General features: G+C 32.8%; 10 protein-coding genes and 4 pseudogenes. 5 read left to right on the top strand and 9 right to left on the bottom strand.

Annotated elements, in window-relative coordinates:
- The first annotated feature begins 184 nt into the window (after positions 1–184).
- Positions 185–1,132 carry a thioredoxin-disulfide reductase gene (gene trxB / locus P5P89_RS05050; protein ID WP_025571964.1) on the top strand — a complete coding sequence of 316 codons (948 nt, stop codon included), beginning with the start codon at positions 185–187 and terminating at the stop codon, positions 1,130–1,132.
- Between the two features lie 93 nt (positions 1,133–1,225).
- On the opposite strand, the pseudogene P5P89_RS21640 reads toward trxB, so the two are convergent.
- From P5P89_RS21640 to P5P89_RS05020, 6 genes and pseudogenes are all read right to left on the bottom strand, one after another.
- A pseudogene (locus tag P5P89_RS21640) lies at positions 1,226–1,732 on the bottom strand (DUF6756 family protein).
- 33 nt (positions 1,733–1,765) lie between these two features.
- Positions 1,766–2,599 carry a GIN domain-containing protein gene (locus tag P5P89_RS05040; protein ID WP_278011009.1) on the bottom strand — a complete coding sequence of 278 codons (834 nt, stop codon included), beginning with the start codon at positions 2,597–2,599 and terminating at the stop codon, positions 1,766–1,768.
- A gap of 87 nt (positions 2,600–2,686) precedes the next feature.
- Entirely contained in the window at positions 2,687–3,418 is a 732-nt protein-coding gene (locus P5P89_RS05035) for a head GIN domain-containing protein (RefSeq protein ID WP_278011008.1), read from the bottom strand.
- A 6-nt stretch (positions 3,419–3,424) separates the two neighbouring features.
- A pseudogene (locus tag P5P89_RS05030) lies at positions 3,425–5,139 on the bottom strand (PspC domain-containing protein).
- 3 nt (positions 5,140–5,142) lie between these two features.
- Positions 5,143–5,475: a PadR family transcriptional regulator gene (locus P5P89_RS05025; protein WP_017498072.1), complete on the bottom strand. Its 333-nt coding sequence runs from the start codon at positions 5,473–5,475 to the stop codon at positions 5,143–5,145.
- Between the two features lie 225 nt (positions 5,476–5,700).
- A complete protein-coding gene (locus P5P89_RS05020) occupies positions 5,701–6,156 on the bottom strand; it encodes a DUF4870 domain-containing protein (RefSeq protein ID WP_278011007.1) in 456 nt (151 codons plus the stop codon).
- A gap of 252 nt (positions 6,157–6,408) precedes the next feature.
- Here P5P89_RS05020 and P5P89_RS05015 point away from each other — a divergent pair, with 252 nt between their 5' ends.
- Complete coding sequence (locus P5P89_RS05015; protein WP_278011006.1) at positions 6,409–6,861, top strand: DUF4442 domain-containing protein; 453 nt, start codon at positions 6,409–6,411, stop codon at positions 6,859–6,861.
- A gap of 65 nt (positions 6,862–6,926) precedes the next feature.
- Here P5P89_RS05015 and P5P89_RS05010 read toward each other — a convergent pair whose 3' ends face one another.
- From P5P89_RS05010 to P5P89_RS05000, 3 genes and pseudogenes are all read right to left on the bottom strand, one after another.
- Positions 6,927–7,076, bottom strand: coding sequence for a hypothetical protein (locus P5P89_RS05010; RefSeq protein WP_223679732.1), 150 nt, complete (start codon positions 7,074–7,076; stop codon positions 6,927–6,929).
- Between the two features lie 89 nt (positions 7,077–7,165).
- Positions 7,166–7,879: a heavy-metal-associated domain-containing protein gene (locus tag P5P89_RS05005; protein WP_278011005.1), complete on the bottom strand. Its 714-nt coding sequence runs from the start codon at positions 7,877–7,879 to the stop codon at positions 7,166–7,168.
- A gap of 84 nt (positions 7,880–7,963) precedes the next feature.
- Positions 7,964–8,523, bottom strand: a pseudogene (locus tag P5P89_RS05000) (helix-turn-helix domain-containing protein).
- Positions 8,524–8,705: 182 nt separating this feature from the next.
- Between P5P89_RS05000 and P5P89_RS04995 the strand changes: the two are divergent.
- From P5P89_RS04995 to P5P89_RS04985, 3 genes and pseudogenes are all read left to right on the top strand, one after another.
- Positions 8,706–9,862, top strand: a pseudogene (locus tag P5P89_RS04995) (MFS transporter).
- A gap of 490 nt (positions 9,863–10,352) precedes the next feature.
- A complete protein-coding gene (locus tag P5P89_RS04990; protein ID WP_278011004.1) occupies positions 10,353–13,607 on the top strand; it encodes a SusC/RagA family TonB-linked outer membrane protein in 3,255 nt (1,084 codons plus the stop codon).
- Between the two features lie 17 nt (positions 13,608–13,624).
- Positions 13,625–15,430: a RagB/SusD family nutrient uptake outer membrane protein gene (locus P5P89_RS04985; RefSeq protein ID WP_278011003.1), complete on the top strand. Its 1,806-nt coding sequence runs from the start codon at positions 13,625–13,627 to the stop codon at positions 15,428–15,430.
- Positions 15,431–15,434: the final 4 nt, after the last annotated feature.

Genomic DNA, 15,434 nt, shown 5'->3' with positions numbered 1-15,434 from the left:
TTGCTTTTCAGGATAATTCTGTAATCTTGTCTCAGTTAATTTTCTTCTTAATTTGTCAAATGTGTTTTATATAACAGATTTACAGCTCTCTATTTTAGAATAATAAAAACTGATTAATCGTATTATTTTTTCCAACAATAAAAACTTATTTTTGCAACATAATTATTAACACAACCATAATATTATGTCAGATACAATCGAAAAAATTAAATGCCTTATTATTGGTTCTGGTCCGGCAGGCTACACTGCTGCTATTTATGCTGCCAGAGCAAATATGAACCCGGTTTTATATCAAGGAATGCAGCCAGGAGGTCAGTTGACAACGACAAATGAAGTTGAAAATTTTCCGGGTTATGTTGATGGGGTTACAGGACCGGAAATGATGATCCAGTTACAGGAACAGGCAAAACGTTTTGGGGCGGATATACGTGACGGATGGGCTACAAAGGTTGATTTTTCAGGAGATATTCATAAAGTTTGGATTAACGATAAGATAGAATTGCACTGTGAAACCGTAATTATTTCAACAGGTGCTTCAGCTAAATACCTTGGATTGCCATCAGAACAGCATTATCTGAATATGGGTGGGGGAGTTTCTGCCTGTGCGGTTTGTGATGGGTTCTTCTACCGTAATCAGGAAGTAGTAATTGTTGGAGCAGGAGATTCTGCCTGTGAAGAAGCACATTACTTATCAAAACTTTGTAAAAAAGTGACGATGCTGGTACGAAGCGAAAAATTCAGAGCTTCTAAAATTATGGAAGAACGCGTTCGTAAAACTGAAAATATTGAGATTTTAATGAATCATGACACAGTAGAAGTTTTAGGTGACGGAAATGTAGTACATGCGATTAAAGCTTTGAACAAAACTACCGCTGAAGTTATTGAAATTCCTGCTACAGGATTTTTCGTAGCTATTGGTCACAAACCAAATACAGATATATTTAAAGATTATATCACACTTGACGAAACTGGTTACATTATCAATGTTCCGGGAACATCTAAAACAAATGTTGAGGGTGTTTTCGTAGCAGGTGATGCTGCAGACCATGTATATCGTCAGGCGATTACTGCTGCGGGGACTGGATGTATGGCAGCACTTGATGCAGAAAGATATTTAGCAGCTAAAGAATAATTTAAAGAGTTTCTTCAGGTTTTCTATTTTTGAAATCATAAAGCTTATCTATAAAAAATCTTCGTCTAAATTTTAGACGAAGATTTTTTGTATTTATCTTATTTCCAATTTTCTTAATTTATCCGGCATTATTTCCCCGGTTGCAATTAAAATATCATGATGATTGATAGCAATTAACCATTTGTACTTCTTTGATACAATATAAAGTTCATCAAACCAACTTTTATCAATAATGGTTTGTATTGTTTTTATTTTACCTTCATAAAACCAAAACTTATCAGTTTCATTAATTGTTTCATTAACAATATATCAAACCTTTTCTTTTTCTTCAACTAATTTGTCTAAGTAAGTTTCGGGTCTATCAATAAAATTTGAAGTTGAAAATGTATCAAGTTTAAAGTTATTCCAAAGCCAGGGAGTTTTGTTAGGTGTATAAAGACAAAATGCTTCTATAATATTATTTTCAATTTGTTTCCAGTCTTCATTTACAGATAATGGACGAAAATCCTCTTTAGGAATTTTATTTTGAATAATTACTGCAGTTATTTCTGCTCTTAAATCAGGCCAGTTTTTGCGGAGTAAATTTCTTTCTTTCCTCATCTTTAAAATGAACGACTTATGAAATAAATCTAACTACTTAAGTTTCTTAATCAATTTGGCTTCTTCACTAAAACGAGTAAGTTCTATTTTTGGTTTTCCTAAAAGCGAAACCTCGGCTTTGTCTCCAATGGCAAGTGAAATCGAAATTTCTGCCATTAAAATTCCTGTTGCATTATTTTCAGCAGTAAAACTGGCTTCTTTTATATTAAACTTTGTTCCGGTAAAAACGGAATTGTTATCTATACGAACACTTCCTTTTTCAGCGACACCTTCAATTGCAGCGTTTGCTTTCTGGTATAAATCGCATTTGAATTTAATTGCAGAAACTAAAGATTTTATAGAGGAGATTTTGCTTAATTGTAAAGATCCTTCATCTGCTTTTAAATTTATTTCCGATTTAGATTTATCATCAGCAACTAAACTGAATTTCTTAGCATTGACATTCAGAAATAATTTAGAATAATCAAAACTGTTAAATGTAATATCATCTAACTGAAGTTCCTGAATAGCATAAACTATAGCGTCATTTTTAGTAATAACTTTTGATAATGATTTTGTATACGTAATGCGGACTGACAATTTTTTAAAAATCGTAGACTCTTTTGAAGTGTACAAACGAAGTGTTTTTTCTCTTAAATCCATTCCGATAATGTCGTGTAAATTATCATCGGCTTCGATTTTTATTTCGTTTTTTTCGCCTCTTTCAAGATACACTTCAATATTATCATCTACTTCAAGAGCATCAAAATCACCAACTTCTTTTATGGATGTGGTAACAATTTTAGAACCTTTTATTTTTTCCCTCTTTTGGGCAAAAGTTAAAGTTGTAACTAATAGTAGTAAGAACAAGACTGTATTTTTTTTCATTAATTCTAAATTTTGATTTTGACAAATATAAAAAAATCATCCACTTTTGATGAATGATTTCTTTTATATTTAACACTTAAATAGTGTTTATCCCTGACTGATACTTCCTCCTGAATTTTCTGATTTTTCTATTGTTTTAGGAGATGAATCATAATTAATGCTTGCTCCGCTTGATGCATCTGCTTTTAATCGTAAAATAGGATGCACACTTATGCTGGCTCCGCTTGACGCTTCTGCTTCAACTTCGTTAGCCAATAATTTCTCTGCATTAATGCTGGAGCCACTAGAAGCTGATGTTTTAATTTTTAATGCTTTTCCTTGTACATTTATGGTACTGCCACTTCCGGATTCAAAAGAGATATTGTCAGATTCAATATTAACATCTATTGTAGAAGCACTTGATGCATCCAGATGTATATTTTCTCCCTGAAGTACATTTTTGCTTTGTACCGATGAGGCGCTCGAAGCTTCGATTTTGTCAATAACCGGCATTTTTACAGTAACTTTTTTGGTTACATTGTTAAACGAACTGAATTTGCATGAAATGATCAAAGTTCCGTTTTCAACTTTTGTTGTAATTTCTTTTTGGATATTATCGTCTGCTTCAACGATAATTTCTGTAGAATCAGATTGTTCAATTACCAAATCTATGGCATTGCTGACAGATACATTTTTAAAATCACCCTGAACAATTCTTTTTTCGGTAGTAACATTTCCGCTGCCTTCAATTGAGTTTATATTAAAATTACATGAGGCAAACAATAATGCAGTGATAGTTGCAATAATGAATTTCGTAATATGAATGATTATTTTTATCATGGTTTTTTAGTTAATTTTGATAATAACTCCGTTTTTATCAGTGGTTAATTTTCCTTTGCCTTTTTTTGCATTTAAAACTTCTTGCCCGTTAATTTTAATTGAAACTTCTTTTACAGTATCATTTGCTATAGTATCTTCTTCAAAATCATTGTCTTCATCCTCATCAGCTGGACAGTTCAGGCATTTTATTTTAGAACCTTCTACTTTATAGTTGTAGTTACCGCTAAAGTGTAAGTTGAAAAAATCATTTTCAGAGTCATCATAATCCTGTATCGAAGCATCCGGTTTAAATAATTGACCTTCTGGTAAATACAAATATACGTCAACTTCCTGACCTCTGAATTTATTTTTAACGTCTGTAAGAAAATAATTATCCAAAATTAAATAATTTCCTTTAATATCAATGTTATAATTGATTTTTTCTGCTCTTTTTTTAGCACTTGCAAACGAGTTTCCTCTGGCGCTTTTTCTATTTGTAAATAAGGAGCAGCCTGGTCGGTATGCAATACGTGCAAACGAACATCATTTGAGTAAATTAAAGCATTATTGGCAGAATCCTGTACAAACTCAAACTCTTTATGATGATCTAAGTCTTTCGCATAGTAATCATTATATCTAAACTTTACATATAGTGTATCATTAGGAGCAATGTTGATTACTTTTTTCTCTACTGTTTTATTATCGTATGATATTTCAGTAGCCTGTTTGATTCCGATACTGATTGCAATGGCAACGGCAATAATCCAAATAGCTAACAGGGTATATTTTGCAATATTTCCGATAGTTTTTGTATTTGGTGACAATAATTTGAAACCCAAAAGCGTCAAAAAGAAAAACGGAATTCCAACGGCAAAGAACATTAATAAACCGAATGACCAGATTGGATAATCAGTAAAATTTCCGGCTTCAATAAAGTTTTCCCAAGGAAAATCCAGAAAGACATTTGTCCCTAAAGTGAAGACACCTATTAGTAATAATATTAAAACAGTAACTCCGGACATAATAAGAATAACCCCTAAAAATTTTGCGAAGATTTTAAAAACTGTCATAACAAAGTCTCCAAATGAACTACTTATTCTCTCAGCTCCAGACTTTACCTGATTTCCCATTTTGTCATAATCTGCATTTTTGAATTTCTCAGACAATGAGTCAATCTCTTCGCGAACTTTCTTTTCGATGTTAGAAATTGTTACCGGCTCTCCTGTCATTTCCAATTTTTCTGATGTTGTAACCGCCTCAGGAGTTACAACCCATAATACGAAATAAGCTAAAATTCCGGTTCCGAAACCTGCAAAAACAAATATTAAGAACACGATTTTAATCCATACAGCATCAACTCCAAAATAATGTCCTAACCCGGTAGCAACACCACCAATCATACCTTTTTCTTTATCGCGGTATAGTTTTTTGTGTTTTCTGTTATCATAATTAAAAGACTGATTAGCATTTTCTTCGTCTTCAAGTCTATAATCTTCAGGCTGTCCCATTACCGCAATCACCTCGTCAACATCTTTTAAGCCAACAACATGTTTTTCGCTTTTTTGTTTTTCTGTCAAAAGTTCAGAAACACGCATTTCAATGTCCTTAATAATTTCATCTTGTCCGGATGAGTTGTTCAATGATCTTTTTATAGCGTCAAAATAGCGTGTCAATTTTAAATATGCATCTTCATCGATGTGAAAAAACATACCGCCTAAGTTAATATTTACTGTTTTGTTCATGACTTATTGATTTTGATTGGTGATTAGTTTTACGGCATCTGATAATTCTGTCCAGGTTCCGCTTAATTCATTTAAAAATGTTTGTCCTATTTCGGTTAAACCATAATATTTTCTTGGTGGCCCAGAGGTCGATTCTTCCCAGCGATAATTCAGTAAACCGTCGTTTTTTAGTCTGGTAAGTAAAGGGTAAACAGTTCCCTCAACAACTAATAATTTTGCGTTTTTTAAAGTGTCTAATATTTCAGATGTATATGCGTCTTTTTCTTTTAATACTGATAAGATGCAAAACTCAAGAACACCTTTGCGCATCTGTGCTTTTGTGTTTTCAATGTTCATAATTTCATTTCATTTTTTTTTGATTGAACAATTCGTTTTTTGATTGATGATGATTTGATTGATTGATGATTTGATTGATTGATGATTTGATTGATGATTGATTTTTTCAGGAGCTGCTTCCTGCCATCCGCTTTATCTTTTACTGGCTAAAGGAGCCAGTAAAAGGATGCCGCTTCTGTCAGGGCTAGCGCACTTGGGATTCTATAACTTTTAATGGTTAGCAGATTATTTTATAAAAGGAATCGTTAGCGGATATTTGTATAATTCTCCGTTCGAAGCTTTTATCGAAGCATAAATCACTAAAAAGAATTCAACAAATTTTAAAACCCCAAAAAGTAAAACGGCTGTTGCACCAATACTTAAAAGACCAATATTTCCTTCAAAATTAAAATTTCTAATAACAAAATCTTCATCGTTAATAATTGCTTCGATTGGAAGATTTTGTAAAACCACAGTCACAAAAATCGGGATTGCAATAAGTGCTAAAATCAAAGTGTAAAGCAATAAGCTTAACTGAAAGTTCAAAGCCTGTTTTCCGTGGTGATCTGTAAATTCAGATTTATCTTTATAGCTTGTCCAGATGATAAGTGGAAAAATATAATTCCCAAACGGAATAATGTACTGACTTAAAGTACTCAAATGAGTAAATGCTGCTGTGTTCTTTTCTGGTGTTTTTTCCATGATGAGTGGTGTTGATGTTTCCATGATTAAAAGTATATAGTAATTTCTTATGCAAATATATATCTAAAAGACAGTATCTTGTTTTGCATAGTACCATATATTAACAAAATTTTAACAAAATTATAATTTGAATTTTAAGTTTTATTGACTTAAATTCTTTTTTAGATGCTGATTTTGTTGGGGATATTTGGAATTCAAAACAATTTATTGTGCATGCATAGTTTTTTTGTATTTTTACATGAAAAACATCTCATGGCAGTTTCAGTTTCTAAGTTCAATAAATTTGTGTTGTTTAAATTACCTTCGGCTTACTTTTGCGGGGTACGTGTTAAAGCTATTAATCAAAACAGCTGTACGGTAACGGTAAAACACAGGTGGATCAATCAAAATCCTTTTAACTCTATGTATTTTGCAGTTCAGGCAATGGCAGCAGAATTAACAACCGGAGCTTTGGTAATCTCACAAATTCAGGAAAGCGGAAGGAAAATTTCAATGCTAGTTGCCAACAATAAAGGAAACTTCACCAAAAAAGCCACTGGCAGAATTACATTTGTCTGCAACGACGGGCATTTAATTGCAGATGCTATCAGGAAAACCATCGAAACAGGAGAAGGGCAGACGTTCTGGATGAAATCCATAGGGACAAATGAAGAAGGTGTTCAGGTTTCTGAAATGGATTTTGAGTGGAGCGTTCGTTTGAAATGATTTTATAAATAAACCTAAATAAAAAAAGACCTTAATTGAGGTCTTTTTTGTTGAAATAGATTCTATTATTTTTTTACACAACAGGATTTTTTTTCTGTTGCAGTCTTTTTACAGCAAGATTCTTTTTTTGCTTTTTCTTTTGCTGGTTTGGTTTCCTGTGCCTGAAGACTAATGGTAAACAAGGCGATCGCTAATACGGTAAATAGTTTTTTCATTTTTTTTATAGTTTTAATTGTTTTGTTGCTATCGATATCCGGTCAAATATAATAAGATTTAGTTGGATGATTCTCAAGATTTAGTTAAATTATAGCAGCGAAATAAGCATTGCCAAACTCATCAAAATCATCAAACCATCTTCTATAATCGTTACAGTACTCATAGGTAAATTAAAAACAGCTCCCAAACAGGCACACTGAATCCTCTTTTTATTCAAAACCGATTGTAAAACACCAATAATACTAACACTCATAACAATAAATGTAACTGTATTTGTAAATATCGGGCTAAAATTCACCAGATAAGCAATTCCTAATCCAAGTTCTAACAAAGCATAAACGTATCCCCAGACCGGAATTCTTTTTGCCAGAACATCATACATGGCATAACTTTCTGCAAAGCCTTTTAGGTTCAGCAATTTAAAAAATGAGAAGACAATAAAGAAACCTGCCATAAAGTGCTGCATAGCCTGCATCAAATCAAAATGATGATTTGTGAACTGAATCAAAACTGTAACCAAACTGATATAAAAGAAAATCAATAAAATGGGTTTATAGGTTTGAAACCAGGTTCTTGTATCTTCAGTAATTTCGTGATGATTAATTTCTGCAATTTGATATTTACTATCTAAAGCTTTTTGGAGATTAGTTATTGGAACATGTTTTGCCATGGATAGAATTGCGGTTCCGTTATCTTTTGAAACTATCGCATTTGTAATGTTATCTTCGGCTTCTAATGCTTTCTTGACTTTTTCTTCGCAGCTGCTGCAAGTCATTCCGGTAATTTGATAGGTATGTGTCATAATATTTGTTTTAGAATTAAAAAAACAAATTTCCGAACTAAAAAACATGTATGATTGTAAAATTTTGGGAATGATTTGCAAGATTTACAAATTCTCGATCTGAATACGTTTCCTGTCTTTCAGCTGTTTAAAATAGGTAGGGGTAAAGCCGGTAACTTTCTTAAACTGATTGCTTAAATGCGCCACATTACTATAATTTAAAGTATCAGCTATTTCACTTAAAGAAAGTTCATTGTAAATAATTAGTTCTTTTACCTTTTCTATTTTTTGACTGATGAAATATTTCTCAATTGTGGTGTTTTCAACTTCAGAGAAAAGATTACTCAGTGAATTATAATCCTGATTAAGGTTTTCTGCCAGATAATCTGATAAGTTTGTTTTTAGTTCGCTGTTATTATGGTGAACCAAATCAATAATCAGTGTTTTGATTTTCTCGATTATTTTACTTTTTTTATCATCAATTAAATCAAAGCCTAAAGTGTGTAAATGATTTAAAAGCTCTTTTTTTGATTTTCGGTAATCGTATTCTGAAGCTCAACTTCACCAAGTTCAACTGAAACAGTTTGAAGTCCGAGTTTTTCAAATTCAGCTTTTACAACCATTTTGCATCTGCCGCAAACCATGTTTTTGATATATAATTTCATGTTTCTCGTTTGAATAAGATTGAAGTTTTTATAATCTGTTGTTAAGAAAAGTCATTTAAACTGATTTTAATTTACGCATATCTTGAATATACAGTTTTATATCACAAATTTACAATTTGTTTTACGTTATATGGTGGTAATTTTGCGATGTAAAATCTTTTCCTGATCTATAATATATCAAAATGAAAAAAAGTCTTATTGCACTCTCTTTAGGAGGTTTAACTATTGGAATTACAGAATTTGTGATAATGGGATTACTTCCTGACATTGCTTCAGATATGAGGGTTTCAATACCAGTTGCCGGGTACTTAATTTCGGCTTACGCACTTGGAGTTGTTATTGGTGCGCCTTTATTAGTCATCTTAGGTCGCAATTTTCCTCCCAAAAAAATGCTTTTAATTCTAGCTTTAATGTTAACGGTTTTTAATGCGCTTTCAATTATTGCACCCAATTATAACTTTTTATTTGCTTCCAGATTTCTTTCCGGATTGCCACATGGTGCTTTTTTTGGGGTTGGGGCGGTAGTCGCGAGCCGTTTGGCGGATAAAGGGAAAGAAGCTCAGGCTATTTCGATTATGTTTGCAGGACTAACACTCGCTAATTTAATTGGTGTGCCAATAGGTACTTATATAGGTCATCATTTTATATGGCGGTATACCTTTGTATTAATTGCCATAACAGGACTGCTGACTTTTTTGTTTATTTCTCTGTGGATGCCTGCTTTAGAAAAAAATGGAGATGTGAATATGAAGACTCAATTGAAGTTTTTAAAAAAACAGAAGCATGGTTAATTATTGGAATCACAGCAATTGGTTTTGGAGGCTTGTTTGCATGGATAAGTTATATTGCTCCTTTATTAATTAATGTTTCCGGGTTTTCACCTGAAGATGTGTCTTATATATTAATTTTGGCAGGCTTAGGGATGGTTGTTGGAAATTTTGCTGGAGGTAAATTAGCTGATAAATATTCGCCAGCACCAACTGTAATGGCTTTGTTGTGTCTAATGGTCGCTGATTTATTTATGGTTTACTTTTTCTCTTATAATCAATATCTGTCATTAATTTTTACTTTTTTAACAGGAGCCATTTCTTTTTCAGTTATAGCGCCAATTCAGATGTTAATGATTCAGATGGCTAAAGATGCTGAAATGATAGCTTCATCAGCACTTCAGGCAAGTTTTAACATTGGAAATGCTTTAGGAGCTTTTGTAGGTGGTCTGCCTTTAGCAGCTGGTTACAATTACACATCACCAAATCTTGTGGGTATTGGCATGGCATTTACAGGAATGATTATAACTTTTGCTTTAATAAAAAGGATAAAAAGGAGTGAGTTTTCATGAGATTTTAAAAAAAATTTAATCATTCAGTAAATATTAAATAATATTCAACAAGTTGTCAGAAAACTATTTATAATACTATTTTTAACTTAAATTGCTAAAAATTCACACAAATTGAAATCGATTGAATTTTGTTTAATAAATCCTTCTATTAGAAAATAATAAAACCTTCTTTAATGGTTTTTTGTTTTTAAAATTATGAATTTCATATTTTAAAACAGATAATTTTTCTATAAATAATTATTTTTAAGATTTTTTTAGGAAATATAATTTTTAATAGAAAAAAAATTTTTATGTTTGTGCAATCGATTACATGTTAATTTATTTATAATAAAAAAATAATGAATTTCTTTATTTTCAATAGTTTTAGAAGGATTAAAAAAATAGTATTATAAATAAATATGCTTCTAAATTTTTTGGTGATAAATGTAATTCATACACGATGAATGAACTTAATAAACAATTAATATTAAACTTAACTAAACAGTAAACTATGAATTTTAAAAAGTTATTTAATAAAAGAGCAAATTGCTATCTGGCATTTGCTTTATTATTGTGTTTACTTACCACTAACAAGGCAAGTGCACAGGACTTAACAGTTGAAGGTGTTGTAAAAGATGCATCAGGTTTAACGTTACCGGGTGTAAATGTATCAGAAAAAGGTGCGAAAAATGGAGTTTCAACAGATTTTGATGGTAAATACAAAATTAAATTATCGAATTCAAAAGCAGTTCTTGAATTTTCATTTATAGGCTTTACAACTCAGGCAGTTGCTGTGGCCGGTAAAAAAACGATTAATATTGTTTTAGCGGAAGAAGCAAATTCACTAAATGAAGTTGTTGTAGTCGGATATAGCTCTGTTAAGAAAACGGATTTAACTGGGGCTGTTGCTAGTATTTCAGGTAATGACTTGAAAAAAGTGCCGGTAGCAAACGTTGCAGAAGCTTTAACAGGTAGAATTGCGGGTGTACAGGTAGTATCATCAGAAGGTTCTCCTGATGCGGATATACAAATTAGAGTTCGTGGGGGAGGCTCTCTTACGCAGAGTAATCAGCCATTAATTATAGTTGACGGATTTCCTGTAAATAGTATGAATGATATTGCATCATCAAATATTGAATCGATGACGGTTTTAAAAGATGCTTCTTCTACTGCAATTTATGGGTCTCGTGGTGCAAATGGGGTAATTTTAATAACGACCAAAAGTGGTAAAGACGGGAAAATTGCTGTCAATTTCAATTCGTTTTATGGTTTGAAAACAATGGCTAATGAAATTGATGTTTTATCTCCGGATGATTATACCAAATGGCAATATGAATTTGCTTTGTTAGATCAAAGTGATAAAACGATTTTGACTAATCCTACTTCATATACAAAATATTTTGGTAACTGGCAGGATCAGGATATGTACAAAAATCTAAAAGGGAATGACTGGCAAAAACAGATTTTTGGGCGTAGAGGCGAGGTACAAAATTATGATTTAAGCGTTAGAGGAGGAAGTGATAAGATAAATTATAACTTTAATTATACTCGCTTTGATGAAAAAGCAATTATGATTGGTTCTAATTACAGAAGAAATAACTTGTCTTTAGCATTAAAAAGTAAAGTAAATGATAAGATAGATCTTTCTTTTACTATGCGTTATTCTGATACTCAGATTGATGGAGGTGGGGTAAATGAGCAAAATGAAAAATCTTCAACAGATTCTCGTTTGCGTACAATTGTTGGTTATTCACCAATTTCCGTATCTGGTCTGACTTCGTCTACCGATGATACAAATGAAGGCGATGTATTGGTAAATCCATTTACATCTGTTTATGATAATGATCGTACACAATTACGTAAAAACTACAACATGTTAGGAGGTTTTGGATGGGAACTGGTAGATAATTTGAAATTGAAAGTTGACTTAGGTTTGGATAATTTTAATAATCAGGATTATCGTTTCTATGGTACAAGTACTTATTATGTAAAAAACGCTCCATCCGCTACATTACAGGGTATGCCGGCTTTAATTATGATCGATACTAAAGATAAACGTTTTAGAAATGCCAATACATTAACTTACGATTTCAAAAAAATATTAGGAGAGGATCATCACTTGACTGCTCTTTTAGGACAAGAGAGTATTACGTATACATCTAATGCAGTTACAAGTACTATTCATGGTCTTCCTGTATTTTTCGATTTTAATAAGGCAAAAACTTTAACATCATTGGGCGTGCCTCAATCTGTAAATAATTATTATAGTCCAGATGATAAATTATTATCATTTTTTGGAAGTGCAAATTATGATTATAAAGGACGTTATTTATTAACTGCTACATTTCGTGCAGATGGTTCAAGTAAATTTATGCCACAAAACCGTTGGGGGTATTTTCCTGCAGCAGCAGCAGCATGGAAAATCTCAGAAGAGAGTTTCCTGAAAGATGTTTCCTGGATGGATCTTCTTAAAGTGAGAGCAAGTTATGGTGAAGCAGGTAATAATAATATTCCTGTTGGGCAGCAAGTGCAAACCTATGAGAGTTCAGGTACTACAGGAGCAACATGGATTAATGGGGTAACAAGTATAACTTCGACTTCAAAAATAATGGCAAATCCTGATTTGAAATGGGAAACTACTATTACACAAAACCTTGGATTGGATTTTGGTTTTTTCAAAAACCGCTTAAATGGTAATGTAGATGTTTACAGAAATATTACAAGTGATTTGTTAATCAATTTTTTAACTCCGGGTACAGGGTATGATTCTCAATACCGTAACATGGGAGAGACTAAGAATGAAGGTGTTGAAGCTACATTAAATGTTGTTGCTGTCGAAAGAGCTAAATATGGATTGAGTTTTTCATTCAATATGGGAATTAATAAAAACACTATTAATTCATTGGGTTTAATGAATAGTGGATTTACACAAAATTCAGGCTGGACTTCGCAAATAACAAGTGATTATTTGTTAGAGAAAGGTGGCTCATTAGGTGCTATGTACGGATATAAAAGTGATGGCAGATATGAAGTTTCGGACTTTGATTATATTGGAGGGAAATATGTCTTAAAAGCTGGAATAGCTAATGGTGGTAAGCTTGTTGGAACTGGTGACACTGTTAAGCCAGGGGATATGAAATTGAAAGATCTTACAGGGGATGGTCTTGTGACTGCAGAAGACCGAACAGTTATTGGAAATGTTAATCCTAAAAGTACAGGTGGTTTTGTTATCAATGGTAATGCTTATGGATTTGATTTAATGGCAGCTTTTAACTGGAGTATAGGTAATGAAGTATATAATGCTGATAAAATTGAATATAGTTCATCAGTACAGGGTTCAACAGGACAATATAAAAACTTAAGTACTGTTATGTCTGATGGTAACAGATGGACAAATTTAGATCCTGTTTCAGGTCAATTGGTAACCGATCCAGATGCTTTAACAGCTTTGAATGCTAATACAACAATGTGGTCACCTTATATGACTAGGGTTTTATTTACTGACTGGGCTGTTGAAGACGCATCTTTTTTAAGATTGAATACATTAACTTTAGGATACACAACTCCTGAATCTTTAATATCTAAAATTGGAGTTTCTAAATTGAGATTTTATTTGACTGCAAGTAATGTTTTTGTGTGGACAAAATACTCAGGCTCTGATCCGGAAGTTTCGACAAAAAGAAAAAACCCAATGACACCTGGGGTTGATTCTAGCCCTTATCCAAGAAGCAGACAAATGGTTTTTGGGCTGAATCTTAATTTCTAATTTTAAAATAGTACAAAATGAAATATAAAATAATAATAATAGCAGGATTGATTGTTTCGGGACTATTCAGCTCTTGTGACCAATTTGAAGATGATTATTTAGATGCAGAGGCGCCATCAACAACAGATGAAGCTTTGCTTTTTTCTAATGCAGGACTTGCTAAGGGAGCAATCGATGGAATAAAAGTACCATTTGGTGAAACTAATTCATACAGAGGACGTTTTTTACCCTATTACGGATTAAATACGGATGTCGAATGGCATAATACTTCACAAACTGCTGGGGATAAAGCTGATTTGTGTGTTTATGATGCTAAACCGAATAATTCAGAGATGAATACGACTAATAATGCCTATGCAATGATGTATCAGGGTATAGAACGTGCCAATATTTGTATCAGAGGTTTGCGTAAATACGGAAATCCTTTGCCAGGTACAGATCTTGGACAATTGTTAGGAGAGGCTTTAACCTTAAGAGCTATTTACTATGCTGATTTAGTAAAAACATGGGGAGATGTTCCTTACCGTTTTGATCCTATTACTCCGGAAACTTTGTATTTAGCTAAAGTAAATAGAGATGAAATTTATAAACAATTAATTGCAGATTTGGGTGAGGCATCAACATTGGTGGCATGGCCTAATGAAACAGCTTATACAAGTACTGTAGAACATGTAAATAAAGCTTTTGTAAAGGCATTTAGAGCCCGTTTAGCAATGGCAGCCAGTGGTTATCAGCAATATCCTGGTAATTTTGGTGGTGTTAGAAGAAGTACAGATCCGGATCTTTCAGTTGATAAGATGTATACATTGGCATTAAAAGAATGTCGTGAGGTTATTGCAAATGGTTCAGCAAAATTGGAGACAACTTTTGAAGGATTATGGAAAAAATACAATCAGGAAGTAGTTACTGCTGGTGGTGAATCTCTTTGGGAAATTCCTTTTTCTGACGGTAGAGGTAGAATGTTGTTTACTTTTGCTGTTCGCCATACTTCTGCTAGTGACCAATTTCAGGCTAACGGAGCTAATCGTGGAGGTGTTGCTGGTCCATTGCCTTTCGTATTTTATGATTATGATCAGGCTGATACACGTAGAGATGTAACTTGTGTTCCTTATAAATATGGAGCAGCAGTAAATAATATTGCTAAACAAGAGTTAAACACTCTGGACACCTGGTATTTTGGAAAATATCGTTATGAGTGGATGACACGTCGAGTTACTTCTACCAATGATGATGGTGTTAATAAAATATACATGCGTTATGCTGAAGTGCTTTTAATTGCTGCTGAAACTGCTAATGAATTGGAAGGTCCTACTGCTGCTGCCCCATACTTAAAAGAAATTAGAAGAAGAGCATTTCCAGCATCAACACACGCTGTTAAAGTAGACGCTTATGTAAATGCATTGACAGACAAACAATCAATGTTTAATGCTATTGTTGATGAACATAAGTATGAGTTTACCGGAGAAATGGAACGTAAACAAGCTTTGATCCGTTGGAATTTACTTAAAGTTAAACTGGATGAAGCTAAAGCAAAAATGGCCGATTTAAAAGCACGTACTGGAAGTTATGCAGATGTACCAAATACTTTGTATTATAAATATGCGGCTGATAATGTCTCATTAATTATCTATGGCTTGAATCGTGGTGAAAATACAAATCCGGGAGCTGATTACACATCTGCAACTTGGACTAAATTAGAAGATACTAAAATTGCTTCTCTTTATAAAGCAGGAGTTGATCCGGATCTTAGACAGTTTTGGCCAATTTGGCAAGTATTTATCGAGACTAGTAATAATATGTTGGAGAACGATTACGGATATTAATAGC

This window comes from Flavobacterium gyeonganense (assembly GCF_029625295.1).
GTDB classification, from domain to species: Bacteria; Bacteroidota; Bacteroidia; order Flavobacteriales; family Flavobacteriaceae; genus Flavobacterium; species Flavobacterium gyeonganense.
Note: the sequence above shows the minus strand (reverse complement) of the source record. Positions and strands in the feature narration are given on the sequence as shown.

Bases quoted from the DNA above. Each gene is read 5' to 3' on its own strand.
- P5P89_RS05015 (WP_278011006.1), top strand. From the start codon at position 6,409: ATGGCAGTTTCAGTTTCTAAGTTCAATAAATTTGTGTTGTTTAAATTA.
- P5P89_RS05010 (WP_223679732.1), bottom strand. From the start codon at position 7,076: ATGAAAAAACTATTTACCGTATTAGCGATCGCCTTGTTTACCATTAGT.
- P5P89_RS05025 (WP_017498072.1), bottom strand. From the start codon at position 5,475: ATGAACATTGAAAACACAAAAGCACAGATGCGCAAAGGTGTTCTTGAG.
- P5P89_RS04985 (WP_278011003.1), top strand. From the start codon at position 13,625: ATGAAATATAAAATAATAATAATAGCAGGATTGATTGTTTCGGGACTA.
- trxB (WP_025571964.1), top strand. From the start codon at position 185: ATGTCAGATACAATCGAAAAAATTAAATGCCTTATTATTGGTTCTGGT.
- P5P89_RS05040 (WP_278011009.1), bottom strand. From the start codon at position 2,599: ATGAAAAAAAATACAGTCTTGTTCTTACTACTATTAGTTACAACTTTA.
- P5P89_RS04990 (WP_278011004.1), top strand. From the start codon at position 10,353: ATGAATTTTAAAAAGTTATTTAATAAAAGAGCAAATTGCTATCTGGCA.
- P5P89_RS05005 (WP_278011005.1), bottom strand. From the start codon at position 7,879: ATGACACATACCTATCAAATTACCGGAATGACTTGCAGCAGCTGCGAA.
- P5P89_RS05020 (WP_278011007.1), bottom strand. From the start codon at position 6,156: ATGGAAAAAACACCAGAAAAGAACACAGCAGCATTTACTCATTTGAGT.
- P5P89_RS05035 (WP_278011008.1), bottom strand. From the start codon at position 3,418: ATGATAAAAATAATCATTCATATTACGAAATTCATTATTGCAACTATC.